Source organism: Streptomyces sp. NPDC055254 (genome assembly GCF_053606025.1).
Map to the genome: position 1 here is coordinate 1 of NZ_JBSGQV010000021.1, position 14,119 is coordinate 14,119.

General features: G+C 73.4%; 15 protein-coding genes and 1 pseudogene. 9 read left to right on the top strand and 7 right to left on the bottom strand.

Going from position 1 to position 14,119, the window contains the following annotated elements; genetic code table 11:
• Positions 1-114: 114 nt before the first annotated feature.
• Positions 115-417, bottom strand: coding sequence for a hypothetical protein (locus tag ACWFQ8_RS20410; RefSeq protein ID WP_453787659.1), 303 nt, complete (start codon positions 415-417; stop codon positions 115-117).
• Positions 418-535: 118 nt separating this feature from the next.
• Here ACWFQ8_RS20410 and ACWFQ8_RS20415 point away from each other — a divergent pair, with 118 nt between their 5' ends.
• The gene (locus ACWFQ8_RS20415; protein ID WP_453787747.1) at positions 536-1,186 is read left to right on the top strand and encodes a hypothetical protein; all 651 of its coding nucleotides are present in this window, start codon (positions 536-538) and stop codon (positions 1,184-1,186) included.
• Positions 1,187-1,212: 26 nt separating this feature from the next.
• Positions 1,213-1,608, top strand: a complete 396-nt coding sequence (locus ACWFQ8_RS20420; protein ID WP_453787660.1) for a hypothetical protein — start codon at positions 1,213-1,215, stop codon at positions 1,606-1,608.
• A gap of 33 nt (positions 1,609-1,641) precedes the next feature.
• On the opposite strand, the gene ACWFQ8_RS20425 is transcribed toward ACWFQ8_RS20420, so the two are convergent.
• The 4 genes from ACWFQ8_RS20425 to ACWFQ8_RS20440 all read right to left on the bottom strand — a co-directional run bounded on the left by ACWFQ8_RS20425 (position 1,642) and on the right by ACWFQ8_RS20440 (position 5,509).
• Positions 1,642-2,652 carry an LLM class F420-dependent oxidoreductase gene (locus ACWFQ8_RS20425; RefSeq protein WP_453787661.1) on the bottom strand — a complete coding sequence of 337 codons (1,011 nt, stop codon included), beginning with the start codon at positions 2,650-2,652 and terminating at the stop codon, positions 1,642-1,644.
• Positions 2,653-2,862: 210 nt separating this feature from the next.
• The gene (locus ACWFQ8_RS20430; RefSeq protein WP_453787662.1) at positions 2,863-3,669 is read right to left on the bottom strand and encodes a hypothetical protein; all 807 of its coding nucleotides are present in this window, start codon (positions 3,667-3,669) and stop codon (positions 2,863-2,865) included.
• 150 nt (positions 3,670-3,819) lie between these two features.
• Positions 3,820-4,752 carry an N-acetylmuramoyl-L-alanine amidase gene (locus tag ACWFQ8_RS20435; RefSeq protein WP_453787663.1) on the bottom strand — a complete coding sequence of 311 codons (933 nt, stop codon included), beginning with the start codon at positions 4,750-4,752 and terminating at the stop codon, positions 3,820-3,822.
• Between the two features lie 112 nt (positions 4,753-4,864).
• Positions 4,865-5,509 carry a class I SAM-dependent methyltransferase gene (locus ACWFQ8_RS20440; RefSeq protein WP_453787664.1) on the bottom strand — a complete coding sequence of 215 codons (645 nt, stop codon included), beginning with the start codon at positions 5,507-5,509 and terminating at the stop codon, positions 4,865-4,867.
• Between the two features lie 157 nt (positions 5,510-5,666).
• On the opposite strand from ACWFQ8_RS20440, the gene ACWFQ8_RS20445 reads away from it, so the two are divergent.
• Genes ACWFQ8_RS20445 through ACWFQ8_RS20455 form a run of 3 tightly spaced genes read left to right on the top strand, consistent with a single transcriptional unit; the run spans position 5,667 to position 8,337 of the window.
• Complete coding sequence (locus ACWFQ8_RS20445) at positions 5,667-6,512, top strand: helix-turn-helix domain-containing protein (protein ID WP_453787665.1); 846 nt, start codon at positions 5,667-5,669, stop codon at positions 6,510-6,512.
• Entirely contained in the window at positions 6,475-6,738 is a 264-nt protein-coding gene (locus ACWFQ8_RS20450) for a DUF397 domain-containing protein (RefSeq protein ID WP_453787666.1), read from the top strand. Before ACWFQ8_RS20445 ends, ACWFQ8_RS20450 begins: the two co-directional genes overlap by 38 nt.
• A 30-nt stretch (positions 6,739-6,768) precedes the next feature.
• On the top strand, positions 6,769-8,337 hold the full coding sequence (locus tag ACWFQ8_RS20455; RefSeq protein WP_453787667.1) for a serine/threonine-protein kinase: 1,569 nt from the start codon (positions 6,769-6,771) through the stop codon (positions 8,335-8,337).
• Positions 8,338-8,697: 360 nt separating this feature from the next.
• Here ACWFQ8_RS20455 and ACWFQ8_RS20460 read toward each other — a convergent pair whose 3' ends face one another.
• The gene (locus ACWFQ8_RS20460) at positions 8,698-9,489 is read right to left on the bottom strand and encodes an inositol monophosphatase family protein (protein ID WP_453787668.1); all 792 of its coding nucleotides are present in this window, start codon (positions 9,487-9,489) and stop codon (positions 8,698-8,700) included.
• A 103-nt stretch (positions 9,490-9,592) separates the two neighbouring features.
• Here ACWFQ8_RS20460 and ACWFQ8_RS20465 point away from each other — a divergent pair.
• The 4 genes and pseudogenes from ACWFQ8_RS20465 to ACWFQ8_RS20480 form a co-directional block, all read left to right on the top strand.
• Positions 9,593-9,838, top strand: a pseudogene (locus ACWFQ8_RS20465) (nuclear transport factor 2 family protein); the annotation flags it as partial.
• A gap of 64 nt (positions 9,839-9,902) precedes the next feature.
• Positions 9,903-10,073, top strand: a complete 171-nt coding sequence (locus ACWFQ8_RS20470) for a hypothetical protein (protein WP_453787669.1) — start codon at positions 9,903-9,905, stop codon at positions 10,071-10,073.
• Positions 10,074-10,183: 110 nt separating this feature from the next.
• Positions 10,184-12,316 carry an acyl-CoA dehydrogenase gene (locus tag ACWFQ8_RS20475; RefSeq protein WP_453787670.1) on the top strand — a complete coding sequence of 711 codons (2,133 nt, stop codon included), beginning with the start codon at positions 10,184-10,186 and terminating at the stop codon, positions 12,314-12,316.
• 15 nt (positions 12,317-12,331) lie between these two features.
• Complete coding sequence (locus tag ACWFQ8_RS20480) at positions 12,332-13,519, top strand: thiolase C-terminal domain-containing protein (RefSeq protein WP_453787671.1); 1,188 nt, start codon at positions 12,332-12,334, stop codon at positions 13,517-13,519.
• 168 nt (positions 13,520-13,687) lie between these two features.
• Here the strand turns inward: ACWFQ8_RS20480 and ACWFQ8_RS20485 are convergent, their stop codons facing one another.
• Positions 13,688-14,047 carry a DNA-binding response regulator gene (locus tag ACWFQ8_RS20485; protein ID WP_453787748.1) on the bottom strand — a complete coding sequence of 120 codons (360 nt, stop codon included), beginning with the start codon at positions 14,045-14,047 and terminating at the stop codon, positions 13,688-13,690.
• Positions 14,048-14,119: the final 72 nt, after the last annotated feature.

Genomic DNA, 14,119 nt, shown 5'->3' on the forward strand with positions numbered 1-14,119 from the left:
CCGCATGACACGTGGCCCGGGGACCACACCCGCTTCTGTGCATACGCGGCCCCCGCCGGCTACCCTGGTGTGGCGGGCCCGGCCGCTTCGCTCCGTACGGTTCGCGCGGCGCCGCTAGCGTCGGTAGAGCCAGCCGGCGACGGCATGTCCGATGACGACGTAGACCACGGCGGCGGTGCCGTAGCCGACGACGACCTGGACCCACTCGCGGCTGAAGGTGAACAGGTCGTACGACCAGCCGGCCAGCCAGCTGGCGGCGTCGTGGATGAAGTCGACCAGGCCGTTGCCCTGGTTCGCTTCCAACAGGTACAGGAGGATCCACAGGGCGATCACCAGGGCCAGCACGTCCGCCACCAGTGCGACGGCTCGGCCGGCCTTACCGCTTCTTCGGGTTTGTACTCGGGTGTGAGAGCGCATGCACCCCGTTTTGCCGCGAAGGCGCGCCGCAAACCCGAACGGGCCCCCCAACTGGCGCAGCGACGGGCCCGGGGTGAGGCTGCGGGGGACACCTGAGTCCCCGGAGGAAACCGTGTCCATCCCCACGACCGTCCGATTCCGCCGTACGCTCCTGGCGGTGTTCCTGTCCACCTCACTGCTCGCCGGTGCCACCGCGTGCGGCGGTGGCGGCAGCGGCTCCGCCGGTGCCAGCAGCCAGGCGGGGGAGGTGGTGTCGCCCGCCGCGGCCGCCGAGCTGGCAGCCCTCGCCGCCGCCGAGCCGGCCGCCGCCGAAGCCGACGAGCTGGCCGCCGTGACCCCCTCGCCCACCACGTCCGCCGAGCGGCAGAAGTTCGCCAAGACGCGCTTCGTCGCCAACGCCGGGCTCGCGGCCGGAGCCACGTACCAGTGGATCGTCAAGCCGTACCGCGAGGGCAAGTTCAAGAAGGGCGCCAACGGCCGTACCTTCGCCCTCATCAAGGCCGGTCTCGCCGGTGCCTTCGCCTACAACCGGCTGAAGGCGGCCGCCCAGAACGCCAAGGGCGACCCGCTGCTGTCGAAGGCGATGGTCCCGCTGACCGCGGGCATCGAGTCCCTCAAGGGCCTCGGCGCCAAGCTCCGCAAGGGCGAGGCGGGTGACGCCGACATCGACGCCTTCAACAACGTCATCGGCGGCGTCAAGGAAGCGGGCCAGGGCGCGGGCGCCACGGTCACCGACAAGGTCCCGAGCCTGTCCCAGCTGGGCGGATAGTCCGCCCGGCCTGCTTCAATGGTCGCGTGATCGAGATCGTGGTGGCCGTCCTCGCCGCCGCCGGAGCCGGCTGGCTCCTGCGGCGCAAGCACCTCGCGCGGACGGCCGCCGCTCCCGTGCCCGGGATCCCCGGCATGGCCCGCACGCCCGCCGGCGCGGGCCGCTGGCGGCCGGGCCGGGTGTACGCCGACCAAGGCGGGGCCCGCTGGGTCCCGCAGCGCGGGGAGCCCCTGCCGCTGCCCGGGGCCCGCGCCACCGGTGTGCGGGTGCCCTCCGTGAGGGAGGGCATGTCCATCAACCCCGGCTCGCGGATCGTCACCTGCGTCTACGACGGCGGCGCCGGCATCGAGATCGCGGTCATGGCGCTGGACCTGCGCGAATTCCTGGAGGCCGTGCCCCAGGCCGCCGGGCCGGAGTCCTGACGGTCCAGGCTCCGGACGGCTCCGGCCGCGGCACTAGCTGTTGAGTTCCGCCAGGACGCGCAGGGTGTGCGGGTCGGGGGCGGTGAGGAGCAGGTCGGTCACGGGGCCCTCGCGCCACAGCTCCAGCCGCTCGGCGATCCGTTCGCGCGGCCCCACCAGGGAGATCTCGTCGGCGAACGCGTCCGGGACGGCCAGTACGGCCTCCTCCCTGCGGCCCGCGAGGAAGAGTTCCTGGATGTGGCGGGCCTCGTCCTCGTAGCCCATGCGGGCCATCAGGTCGGCGTGGAAGTTGCGGGCCGCGTGGCCCATGCCGCCGATGTAGAAGCCGAGCATCGCCTTGACGGGCAGGAGGCCCTCGGCGACGTCGTCGCACACCTTGGCCCGGGCCATTGGCGCGATCATGAACCCGTCGGGAAGGTCGGCCAAGGACGCCCGGTGGACGTCGGTGCGGGTCGGCGACCAGTACAGGGGGAGCCAGCCGTCGGCGATGCGGGTCGTCTGGGCGATGTTCTTCGGCCCCTCGGCGCCCAGCAGGAGCGGCAGGTCGGCCCGGAGCGGATGGGTGATGGGTTTGAGCGGTTTGCCGGTTCCGGTGCCGTCCTCGCCCCGGTAGGGGTGGCTGTGGAAGCGGCCGTCCAGCGTGACCGGGCCCTCGCGGCGCAGCACTTGGCGGATGACGTCGACGTACTCGCGGGTCGCGGTGAGCGGGCCGGCGGGGAAGGGACGCCCGTACCAGCCCTCGACCACCTGGGGTCCGGACAGGCCCAGGCCGAGCATCATCCGGCCGCCGGAGAGGTGGTCCAGGGTCAGGGCGTGCATGGCGGTGGCGGTGGGCGTACGGGCGGCCATCTGCGCGATGGCCGTGCCCAGGCGGATGCGGGAGGTGTGCGCGGCGATCCAGGTCAGCGGGGTGAAGGCGTCGGAGCCCCAGGCCTCGGCCGTCCACACCGAGTCGTACCCGAGGTTCTCGGCCTCGGTGGCGAGGTCGAGGTGGGCCGGGTCGGGGCCGCGGCCCCAGTAACCGAGTGCGAGTCCGAGGCGCATGGACGGTCCCCTCCGCGGCGGCCTGCGCCGACGCTCCTGTCCGTATCTGACGATACGTCAGACGGCTTGTCAGGGGGCGACTGTAGGGCACCGGCCCGCCGCCGGGAAGGGGAAGCCGCGACGCGCGGTCGGCGGGCCCCGTGAACGACGGCGGGCCGGGCTGAGGGGATGATCCCTCTGCCCGGCCCGTCGGCGCTCACGTGTCGCGGATCAGCCGCGCTGGATGCCCGAGGTGTCGTTCAGGACGCCGCGCCGGCCGTCCTGGGTCTGGGCGATCAGCGTGGCCGGGCCGCGCTGCTCCACGGCCAGGTACCAGGTACCCGGGGCGAGTTCGGCGATCGGGGTCGGGGAGCCGTCCTCCCCGAAGAGGGGGCGGGCCACCGGGACCGCGAACCAGAACGGGGTGAAGTCCGCGGCGGGCGCCGGAGCCTGGTGGCCCGCGTCGTGCCGGCCCGGCGCGGGCGTCGGGCTGCCGCCGTACGGCGGGACGGGCTGCGGGGTGGCGCCGTAGGGCTGCTGCTCACCCGGGTAGCCGTAGCCGCTGCCCGGCTGGGGCTGGCCGCCGTACGGCGGGACCGCGGCGGGGCGCGCCTCGGGCAGGAGCGGCCCGGCGAGCGCCGGGATCTTCGCGCCGGCGACGGCCGCACCGGCCAGGACCAGCGTGGCGAGCAGGGAGATGATCGCGCCGGCGCCCAGGTCGAGGCTGCTCGGGCAGGTGATCAGCGACCACAGCGAGGACCACGCGGCGGAGACGGCCAGCACGGTGCCCCACGCCGTCAGCGGCAGGCCCAGGACCTTGCGGGTCTCGGGCTGGAAGCGGCCGGCCACGAGCAGGCCGGCCGCGATGAAGCCGAGCAGGAAGACGCTGGGCAGCACCAGCCGGTAGGCGTCGGTGTCCCACGCGCTCGGGAGGTCGCCGCCGGTGGTGGAGTAGAAATCGAGGAACGAGGCGATGAACAGCAGCACCGCTGCTCCGATCACCACGCCGTCGCCTCGAGTGAGGGAGCGGATGTTCACGTCTCAGGTGTCCTTCTCGGTCTCGGTCGTCTCGTGGTGCCGCGGTCGCAGACCAGGCCTGGAGCGGGGCGGGCGGCACCATCGTACGGACGTCTCCCGCGACCGAGGGGGTCGGGTCGGCGAGCGGTCCCGGCGGGACTCCCGTCGCACCTACCCGCCGAGGAACCCTACGATGCCGTCCGCGATGCCCTGGGCCGCCTTCTGCCGCCACTCCGGACTCGTCAGCAGCGCCGCGTCCTTGGCGTCACGCATGTTGCCGCATTCGACGAACACCTTGGGCTGTGTTGACAGGTTCAGTCCGCCGAGATCGTCGCGGACGACCAATCCCGTGCCCCCGCCCAGGTAGTTGGCGGGCGAGGTGCCGGTGGTCCGGGCGAAGTTCCCGGCGATCCGCTCGCCCAGCAGCCGGGACGGACCGACGATCTTCGCGGTGTCGGCGCCGCCACCCTTCACCTCGGCCGGGAGGATGACGTGGAAGCCCCGGTTCCCCGAGGACGCCCCGTCCGCGTGGACGGAGACCACGGCGTCCGCCTTCGCCTCGTTGCCGATGCGGGCGCGCTCGTCGATGCACGGGCCCCACGGGCGGTCCGCCTGGTGGGTGAGGGACACCTTCACGCCCTGCGTTTCCAGGATGCTCCGCAGTCTGAGTGAGACGTCGAGGGTGAACTCGGCTTCCATATACCCGGAGTTGGTGGTGGTGCCGGTGGTGTCGCACTCCTTGCTGTTCGTGCCGATGTCCACGTGCTCGTTGATCTCGTCGGTGTGCCGGAAGTTGCCCGTGTTGTGGCCGGGGTCGATGACGACGGTCCGACCCGCCAGGGCCTTGGCGGGGGTCGGTGCAGCGGGGGCGGGCGTCGACGCGGCGCCGCCGTCCGGGCTCCCGGCCGGTACCACGCGCGGCTTCGCGTCCTGCCCGCCGGGCCCGGCCCCGGCCAGGGCCTGGGTCAGTACCCAGCCCGCCAGGCAGGCCGGGGCCAGCGCCGCGACCGCGACGACGAGGGTGGAGCGTCGGGTGAACCAGGGCCGCTCCGGGGAGGCCGGCGGTGCGGACTCGGGGGGCGGGGGGATGTCGTCGTTGCGCACGCGGCGATGCTAGACCGGGGCCCCGCGCCGGATGCGGACTGAGCCATTGGAGGGCGTGGTGTGCTTATCGGAGATATGCCCTGGCCGCTGCGGGGCGAAGGGTGCCCGCAGACTAGATGCCGGCCCCGGTGCGGCGCAGGACGCGCAGCGAGTCGGTCACCGACACCTCCTCGAAGGCGCCGGAGGCCAGCGCGCGCAGGTAGATCCGGTACGGGGCCCGGCCGCCGTCCGCCGGGTCCGGGAACACGTCGTGGATGACCAGCGTCCCGCCCACGGCCAGGTGCGGGGCCCAGCCCTCGTAGTCGCCGTTGGCGTGCTCGTCGGTGTGCCCGCCGTCGATGAACAGGAAGCCGAGCGGTCCGCCCCAGGCCGCCGCGACCTGCGGGGACCGGCCGACGACCGCGATGACGTGGTCCTCCAGCCCGGCCCGGTGGAGGGTGCGGCGGAAGGTGGGCAGCGTGTCCATCAGCCCGACCTCCGGGTCCACGACCGTCGGGTCGTGGTACTCCCACCCGGGCTGCTGCTCCTCGCTGCCCCGGTGGTGGTCGACGGTGATCGCGGCCACCCCCGCCTCACGGGCGGCGTCGGCCAGCAGGATCGTGGAGCGGCCGCAGTACGTCCCGACCTCCAGCAACGGCAGCCCGAGCGCCCCGGCTTCGAGGGCGGCCCCGTAGAGGGCGAGCCCCTCGCGTACGGGCATGAACCCCTTGGCCGTCTCGAAGGCGGCGAGGGTCTCCGGCTTGGGGGTGGCGGCCATGTGTTCCTCCGGCGGTGCGCGTGTGTGGCGGCCCATGCTGCCCTACCGCCCGGTAGCGAGCCAGAGCGGGGCAGTTGCGGGATTCCGGCCACCGGAGTGCGATCGCCTCACTACGCTCGGCTACGGAACGACCGATGAACTTGGGGGTGACCGTCCCATGGTCCTGTCCCGCGACCTCGACCCCAGCGCCTCGCCGCTGGACTACTACGGCTACGAACTCCGCCGCCTCAGGGAGGCCGCGGGGCTGAAACAGGCGCAGTTGGGCGACGTCATCTTCTGCACCGGCTCGTTGATCGGCCAGGTGGAGACGACGAAGCGGGTGCCGACCCGCGACTTCTCGGAGCGCCTGGACGCGGCGCTCGGTACGGACGGGCACTTCTCGCGCCTGGTGGGGCTGGTCCTGCGGAGCGTGCTGCCAACGTGGTTCCAGGCGTACGCGGAGATGGAGGCGAGGGCCGCGTACATCTCGACCTTCCAGGCGCAACTGGTCTACGGGCTGCTGCAGACGGAGGAGTACGCGCGGGCGGTGCTGGGCGTGCGGAACAAGAAGAACCTCGACGCGCGGGTGGCCGCCCGTATGGAGCGCCAGCGGATCCTCGACCGCGAGAACCCGCCACTGATGTGGATCGTGCTGAGCGAGGCCGTGCTGCACCAGGAGATCGGCGGCCGGGAGGTCATGCGGAGCCAACTCACCCACTTGCTGGATCTCCGGAGGCGGTCGTGGGTGAGGGTGCAGATCTTGCCCTTTGCAGCGGGCGCGCACACGGGCCAGATGGGTTCTTTCAACATCCTGCGCTTCGACGACGACCCGGATCTCGTCTACACCGAGGACTTCGTGCAGGGTCACATGACGGCCAATCCGCAGGCTCTGAGGGAAGGTTCGCTCCGATACGATCAATTGCAGGCTGCCGCTCTTTCCTTGGAGGACTCGGCGGCGCTGATCGCCCGCGTATTGGAGGAACGCTATGGACAACCAGCACTTGACGGGCGCGGACTGGCGTAGGTCTTCGTACAGCGGAGACACCGGCGGCGACTGTGTCGAGTGCGCGCCGCTCCACGGGGCCGCCTGGCGGAAGTCCTCGTACAGCGGCGACACCGGCGGTCAGTGCGTCGAGGTCGCCGCGCAGCCCTGCCTGGTCGCCGTGCGGGACTCGAAGAACCCGGACGGGCCGGCCTTCACCGTCCGTCCTGCCGCCTTCGCCGCCTTCGTGAGGGCCGTCTCCGTATGATCCGCCCCTGATCGGGGAGAGGGGCGGGGCATGGAGCAGGTGGGGGCGTCGGGTCCCGCGCGCGTCGGGCCGTTCGAGGTCGTCGGGGTGCTCGGGCAGGGTGGGATGGGCCGGGTGCTGCTGGGCGCCGGGCCCGACGGGCGGCTCGTCGCCGTCAAGCAGGTGCTCGCGCGCTTCGCCGACGACGAGGGCTTCCGGGCCCGGTTCCGGCGGGAGGTCGCCGCCTCGCGGAAGGTGTCCGGGGCCTACACGGCCGCCGTGATCGACGCCGACCCGGACGCCCCGACGCCCTGGCTCGCCTCGGTGTTCGTGGCCGGGCCCTCGCTCGGCGACGTCGTGGAGTCGGCCGGGGTACTGCCCGAGGACGTCGTGCGGCGCCTCGCGGCGGGGCTCGCTGCCGCCCTCGCGGAGATCCACCGGGCCGGGCTCGTGCACCGCGACCTCAAGCCCGCGAACGTGCTGCTCGCCGAGGACGGCGTACGGGTCATCGACCTCGGTATCGCGCGGGCGACGGAGTCGGCGGTCGAGGACGACACCGGGCTGACGCGGACCGGTTGGGTCGTCGGGTCGCCCGCGTACATGTCGCCCGAGCAGGCGGAGAGCAAACCGCTCACGGCCGCAAGCGACGTGTTCTCGCTCGGCTCGGTGCTGGCCATGGCGCTCACCGGCCGCAGTCCGTTCGCCGGGCCGTCCGCGCTCAAGACGCTGTACGACGTGGCGCACACCGAGCCCGATCTGGATGGTGTCCCGGCCGGGCTGCGCGAACTGATCGCGAGCTGTCTGGCCAAGGATCCGGCCCAGCGGCCGTCCCCGGCGCGGCTGCGGGAGCTGATCGGTCCGGTCGCTCCGGCGGGCCGGCAGTGGCCCGCCGCCGTGTACGCGATGCTCGCCGCGCAGCGGGCCGAGATCGACCGGCTGCTGGGCGAGGGGCCCGTGGCCGTACCCGCATCGGAACCCGAGACGGGGGAGTCGGACGCGGACGGGAGGGCGGACGACGCCCCGCCCATCTCGCCCGCCCCGCCCACCGCGCCCGAGCCGGTGCCGGCCGGTCGGCGGTGGCCCGTACCGCGCCGGTTCGCGGCGCTGGCGGCGGCCGGTGTCCTCCTGGTCGCCGGGACCGGGGTGGTGGCCTACGTACGGGAGCGGATGAACGCGCCCGTCGCCTACACGGCCGTCCCCGGCTGCCGGGAGGCGGACGGCAGGCTGCCGTTGCAGGGGCGGCCGTCCGGGGACACCGTGTCCAGCGACGCCGGGGGCGAGCGGAGGGGGTGCCGCTGGGAGGGCCTCGGCACCGCCGCCGCGCCGGCCGCGCTGGTCCGGTGGGACCTCAGGACCGGCGGGGACGCCGCACGCAACGCCGGTACGCAGCGGGACCGCTTCCGGATCGATGCGGCCGACGGGCGCCCGGCGACCGGTCTCGGCTTCGGAACAGAGGCCTACTGGGGTGCCGTCGGTGCCGACTGGACGTGCGTGCTCGCCGTCCGTGAGGGCAACCTCTCCGTCTGGGTCGGCCTGAACGCGCGCGCGTTGACGCGGCGGACCTGCGAGGCGCAGGCCGAGACCGTCGCCCGAGCCGCCCTCAGGTCCGCGACCCGCTGAGCCCGCGGCGGACCTCACCGCGGAGCAGGTCGCCGACGGTCCGGCGCTTCTTCTGCGGTGCGGCGGACTGCCCGCGCCGCACGTTCGCCGAGCCGTTCGCTCGGCTGACCGCCCCGTACGCGCGCTTCACCCCTCGGCTCGCCCACATCGGGGAACGCGTCGGGCTCGCACTCGCCGGACGAGCGGGAGCGCGGCCGGCTGACCAACTGGGCCTTCGTGCGGTCGGCGCCCCGGGCACGTCGAAATGTTCAGGGGTCCGGACCGTGCTGATCCTGCGCGGGCTGCGGATGATGGCGCTTCTCACGCTCCCTGTCCGCCGCTCAGGAGTGCGGCCGCAGCTGCTCTGTCTGTCGCGCGGCTTCAGCTGCGCATCATCGACATCAGCAGCTGGTGGGTTTCGCCGTCCGCGGCCACTACAAGTCCGCGGCCTGCCCGTCCGATCGGGCCGCCGTCGATCCCGGTGACTACGCAGCCGGCGGCCTGGCACAGAGCGATGCCGGCAGCGAAATGCACGCTCCCGGAAAGGTCACCGCCGTCCGTGACGTATGCGGCGCGCTTGCCCGCGGCGACCCAGGCCAACGCCAGAGTCGTGGACACGACCCGGGGCCGGAACCGTTCCACGAACCGGTGCTGGGTCAGCAAGTCCACAGCCCGGAAGCCGGGCGCGCTGGGAAACGGCGGATCCAGATTGACATCCACGAGTTGGGTGGCGGATGTGGGCGCCAGCTGGGCATCGGCACCCGCGTGTCGCACCCAGGCGGTCTCACCATCGGTGAAGAAGATCTCGCCGCTGAACGGGTCGGCCACTGCCGCCGCTCCGCCGCGCAGCGCCACGTTGACGGCCACGAGCATGTTGCCGACGGCGTAGTTCAGAGTGCCGCACAGGGGATCCACCAGCCACAGGCGCGCGGCCTCTGCGGCGCCCTGCTGTCCGCCCTCTTCGCCAAGCACAGCGTCATCGGGCCGGGCGGCACGGATGACGCTGAGGATCGTCTCCTCGGCCTCGACATCGGCGGCGGTGGCGAAGTCCCCGGCGCCCTTGTCGGTGCGGGCGAGTCGCCGGCCGTACATGCTGCGCACTACGTCCGCGCCGGCACGTGCCGCGGCTATCGCGACCTCGGCATCGTCAAGGCCCGCACAGGAGTTGGTCATGTCACGCAGGATATGGCGGCAGAGAGGCTCAGATCTTCGCCTGCCACTCCGAACGTCGTCAGTACGCCCCGAACGACCAGAAGACGCCCACCTCGTCGTCGGTCACCGCGATCAGGACATCCTGGTTACCGTGACCTCCGCGGACACGGCCTCCGCCACCACCTACTTCACCACGTACCGTGTCGACGGCTACAGCGAGGGTCTCGTACCGCCGCGGCCCCCGGTTCAGGTGGGGCACTACGAAGACACGTTCCGCAAGGTGGACGACACCTGGCTGCTCACCGCGCGGAGTCTCTTCCTCTCCTTCGCCGGTCCCACGGAACGCCTCGACGGGCCCGGCCAGTCATGAGAACGGCTCCCGGCCGACCGGCCATCAAGGGTCCTGCGCCGCGGGGAGTGGCACGCCACAGAACTTGAAAGAGGTCTTGCTCCGGCTGGAAGCGTCCGGGCCGGGCCGGGAAGAGCTCGTCCCGCTCGGCTACGAGGGCAGCTACCGGCGCGTTCGCGCCTACCTCCACCAACAGGCGCTCGACGGCGTTCGGCTCCCTGTGGAGCGCGGGCTGTCCGGCGGCGGCCCCTGCTGAGCCAGTGGTAGGTAGCCGCTGGCCGGAACTCCGACCCGGGCGAGGGGTCGGAGCGGGAACATCCTGATCTGACCTTCCGTCAGATTGAAACGTGTTCTAGTCTGCCGCGCATGGGCATCGGAATCACCGGGGAACAACGCGAGTTGGCCGAGGCCGTACGCGGCTGGGTGGCGCGGGCCGTGCCGGCCGAGGAGGTCCGCAAGCTGCTCGACACGCCGCCGCGGACCGGGGTGCGGCCCGCCTACTGGGACGCCATGGCCGCGCAGGGGCTGCTGGAGCCGCACCTGGAGGGCGGCACCCTGCTCGACCTGGCCGTCGTCGTCGAGGAGGCCGCCCGGGCCGCGCTGCCGGGGGCGTACCTGCCGAGCGCCCTGGCCTCCGTCCTGCTGGACCGGGCCGGGGCCGCGCCCCTCGCGGGCCGGGTCGGCGCCGTCGCGCTGGGGCTCGGGAGCCTGACCGCCGTGGCCGTCGAAGGCGGCGGGCACCTGCTCGACGGCTGCGCGCCCCCGGTGCTCGGCGCCGGCGAGGCCGATCTGGTGCTGCTCGCGGCGGAGGCGGCGCACGGCACGCGCTGGTTCGCCGTGGACGCCGCCGCGCTGGACATCCGTACGCAGGAGAGCGCCGACCCCACCCGCCCCACCGCCGAGGTGCGGGCGCGCGGTGTCGCCGTCCCGGCGGGCCGGCTGCTGGAGTTGGACGCGGCCCTGGTCCGGGACCTGGCCTGCACGCTCTTCGCCGCCGACGCCTGCGGCACCGCCGCTTGGGCGCTGCGCACGGCCGCCGAGTACGCCAAGGTGCGCGAGCAGTTCGGCCGGCCCATCGGCCGGTTCCAGGGCGTCAAGCACCTGTGCGCCGACATGCTGGTCCGGCTGGAGCAGGCCCGGGCCCTGGCCTGGGACGCCGCGAACAGCGCGGGCGAGCCCGCCGAGGTGCGGTCGCTCGTCGCCGCGCTCGCCGCCGGGACCGCGCTGGACGCCGCGTACTCCTGCGCCAAGGACTGCATCCAGATCCTCGGCGGCATCGGCTTCACCTGGGAGCACGACGCCCACATCCACCTGCGGCGGGCGCTCGTCGCCCGCCAGCTGTTGGGCCCCGGCGACGGGCACCGGGTGCGCGCCGTACGGCTCGCGGCGGCCGGAGCCCGGCGCGAGCTGCGGCTGGAGCTCCCCGCCGGAGCCGAGACGTACCGGGCGAGGGCCCGTGCCGCCATCGAGGACGCGCGCGGCCTGGATCCGGCGGCCGCCCGCCGTATCCTCGCCCCCACCGGGTACGCCGCCCCCTACCTTCCGCCCCCCTACGGACTCGGCGCCGGGCCGGTCGAGCAGCTCGTCGTGCAGCAGGAGCTGCGGGCGGCCGGGGTGAAGGTCGCGGACCTGGGGATCGCCACCTGGGTCGTGCCCTCGCTGATCGCCTACGGGACCGAGGCGCAGCGCGCGGCGTACGTACTGCCCACCCTGCGCGGCGAGCTGACCTGGTGCCAGCTCTTCTCCGAACCGGGCGCCGGATCGGACCTGGCCTCGCTGCGGACCCGTGCGGAGCGCATCGAGGGCGGCGGCTGGCGGATCAACGGGCAAAAGGTGTGGACCAGTTCCGCGCACACCGCCGACTTCGGCATCCTGCTGGCCCGCACCGACCCGGACGCGCCCAAGCACCAAGGCCTCGGCTACTTCGTCGTCGACATGCGCCGCACCCCGGGCATCGACGTCCGGCCGCTCAAGGAGATCACCGGCGAGGCCCTCTTCAACGAGGTGTACTTCGACGACGCGGAGCTCCCGGCGGATGCGCTGGTCGGCGCCCCGGACGGCGGCTGGCGCGTGGCCCGCAACACCCTGGGCAACGAGCGGGTCCACATGGCGGACCAGATGTCCTTCGACACCGGGCTGGAGGCGCTGATCGCCCGCTCCGCCGACCTCGACGCCACGTACCGGGCGCGGATCGGGGCGCTGGCCGCCGAGGCGCACGCCCTGGCGTGCATCGGGCTGCGCACCACGCTCCAGCAGGTCTCGGGGCTGGAGCCGGGCGCGGGCGCCTCCGTGCGCAAGCTCGTCCAGACCCCCCACCAGCAGCGGACCGCCGAGCTCGGGCTCGAACTGCTGGGCCCGGCGGGCGCGGTGCGGGAGGGGGCGGGTGAGCGGGCGGTGCACGGGATGCTCATGTCCCGCTGCCTGACCATCGCCGGGGGCACCACGCAGGTCCAGCTCAATGTCGTCGCCGAGCGGATTCTCGGCCTCCCGAGGGACTGAAGGGACACCAGGGGCATGAAGTCGTACATCGTGGGCGTCGGCATGACGAAGTTCGAGAAGCCGGAATCGCGGGACTGGCAGTACTGGGACATGGCGAAGGAGGCCGGCGCCGCGGCGCTCGCCGACGCGGGCGTGGAGTACGGGTTGGTGGAGCAGGTGCCGGTCGGCTACTGCTTCCAGGCCTCCACGGCCGGCCAGCGGGCCGTGTACGAGCTGGGACTGAGCGGGGTCCCGGTCTACAACGTGAACAACAACTGCGCGACGGGATCCACGGCGCTGATGATGGCGCGGCAGTTCGTGGAGGGCGGGATCAGCGACTGCGTGCTCGCGCTGGGCTTCGAGAAGATGAAGCGGGGCGCGCTGGGCGGTGGCGCGGACGGCGGCGACTTCACGACCTCACCGGTCGCCCGGCACTACGGGATCATGGCCGAGGGCCACGGCTTCGAGATGTCCCCGCCGACCGCGCAGATCTTCGGCAACGCGGCGCGCGAGCACATGGAGCGGTACGGGACCACGGCCGCGCAGCTGGCGGCGGTGGGCGCCAAGAACCACCGGCACTCCGCGAACAACCCGTACGCGCAGTTCCAGGACGTGTACGGGGTGGAGGAGATCCTCGCGGCGAAGCCGATCCACGATCCGCTGACGAAGCTCCAGTGCTCGCCGACCTCCGACGGCGCGGCGGCGGCCCTGGTGGTGTCGGAGCGGTTCCTGGTCCGGCACGGGCTGCACGGCAAGGCGGTCGAGATCGCCGGCCAGGCGATGACGACGGACACCGAGGCCTCCTTCTCCTCCGGGTCGTGCATCGACGTGGTCGGCAAGCCGATGACGGCGGCGGCGGCGCGGCAGGCGTACCAGGCGTCGGGGCTCGGGATCGAGGACGTGGACGTGGTGGAGCTGCACGACTGCTTCTCGGTCAACGAGCTGCTGACCTACGAGGCGCTCGGCATGTGCGCGGACGGCGCCTCGGGGAAGCTGGTGGAGAGCGGCGCGACGACGTACGGCGGGCGGTGGGTGGTGAACCCGTCCGGGGGGCTGATCTCCAAGGGGCACCCGCTCGGTGCCACCGGCCTGGCGCAGGCCGCCGAACTGGTGTGGCAGCTGCGCGGGGAGGCGGGGGCGCGGCAGGTGGCCGGGGCGCGGATCGGGCTGGCGCACAACATCGGCCTGGGCGGCGCCGCCGTGGTGACACTGCTGCGCAGGTAGCGCAGGTAGCGCAGGTAGCGCAGGTAAGGCGGGTAGCCCGGGTGCGCGCCGCGCGCGGGGGCCGCGGGCGGGCACGACCGCGAGCGGGCCCGCGGGTCGCAGCGCCGGCCTCCGCCTGCCCCGTCGATCCCCCCGGATCGGCGGGGCGGGCGGATGCCGCGGCGGCGGTCACGGCGCGTCGAGCGCCGGATCCACCACCGTCTCGCCCGTCGAGGCGCGTCGGACCGCGTCCGCCAGCTCCTCGATCGGGCCGTCCCGCAGGACCAGCCCCGCCGCACCCGCGGCGAGGACCGTGTCCCGCAGACCCGGGTGCGCCGATCCCGTCAGGACCAGCACCCGGCACTCGGGGTCGTCCGCGAGCAGGGCCCGTACCGCGTCGGCCTCCTCGACCAGGGCCACCGCGGGCCGGGCCGTCGGGGACGCGACCACCTCGATGTCCGGCTGGAGACCGAGCCGGAGCGCCAGGGCCGGGTTCGGCGGGTCCAGCAGGACCCGTAGGGAGCGGGTCGGGCGGTGATCCGCGGGCATTTCCTCCACCGGGCCAGATTAGTGCCCCGCGCTCCGATCCGGCCACAAGTCCGGCCGCAACACGCGTGACCG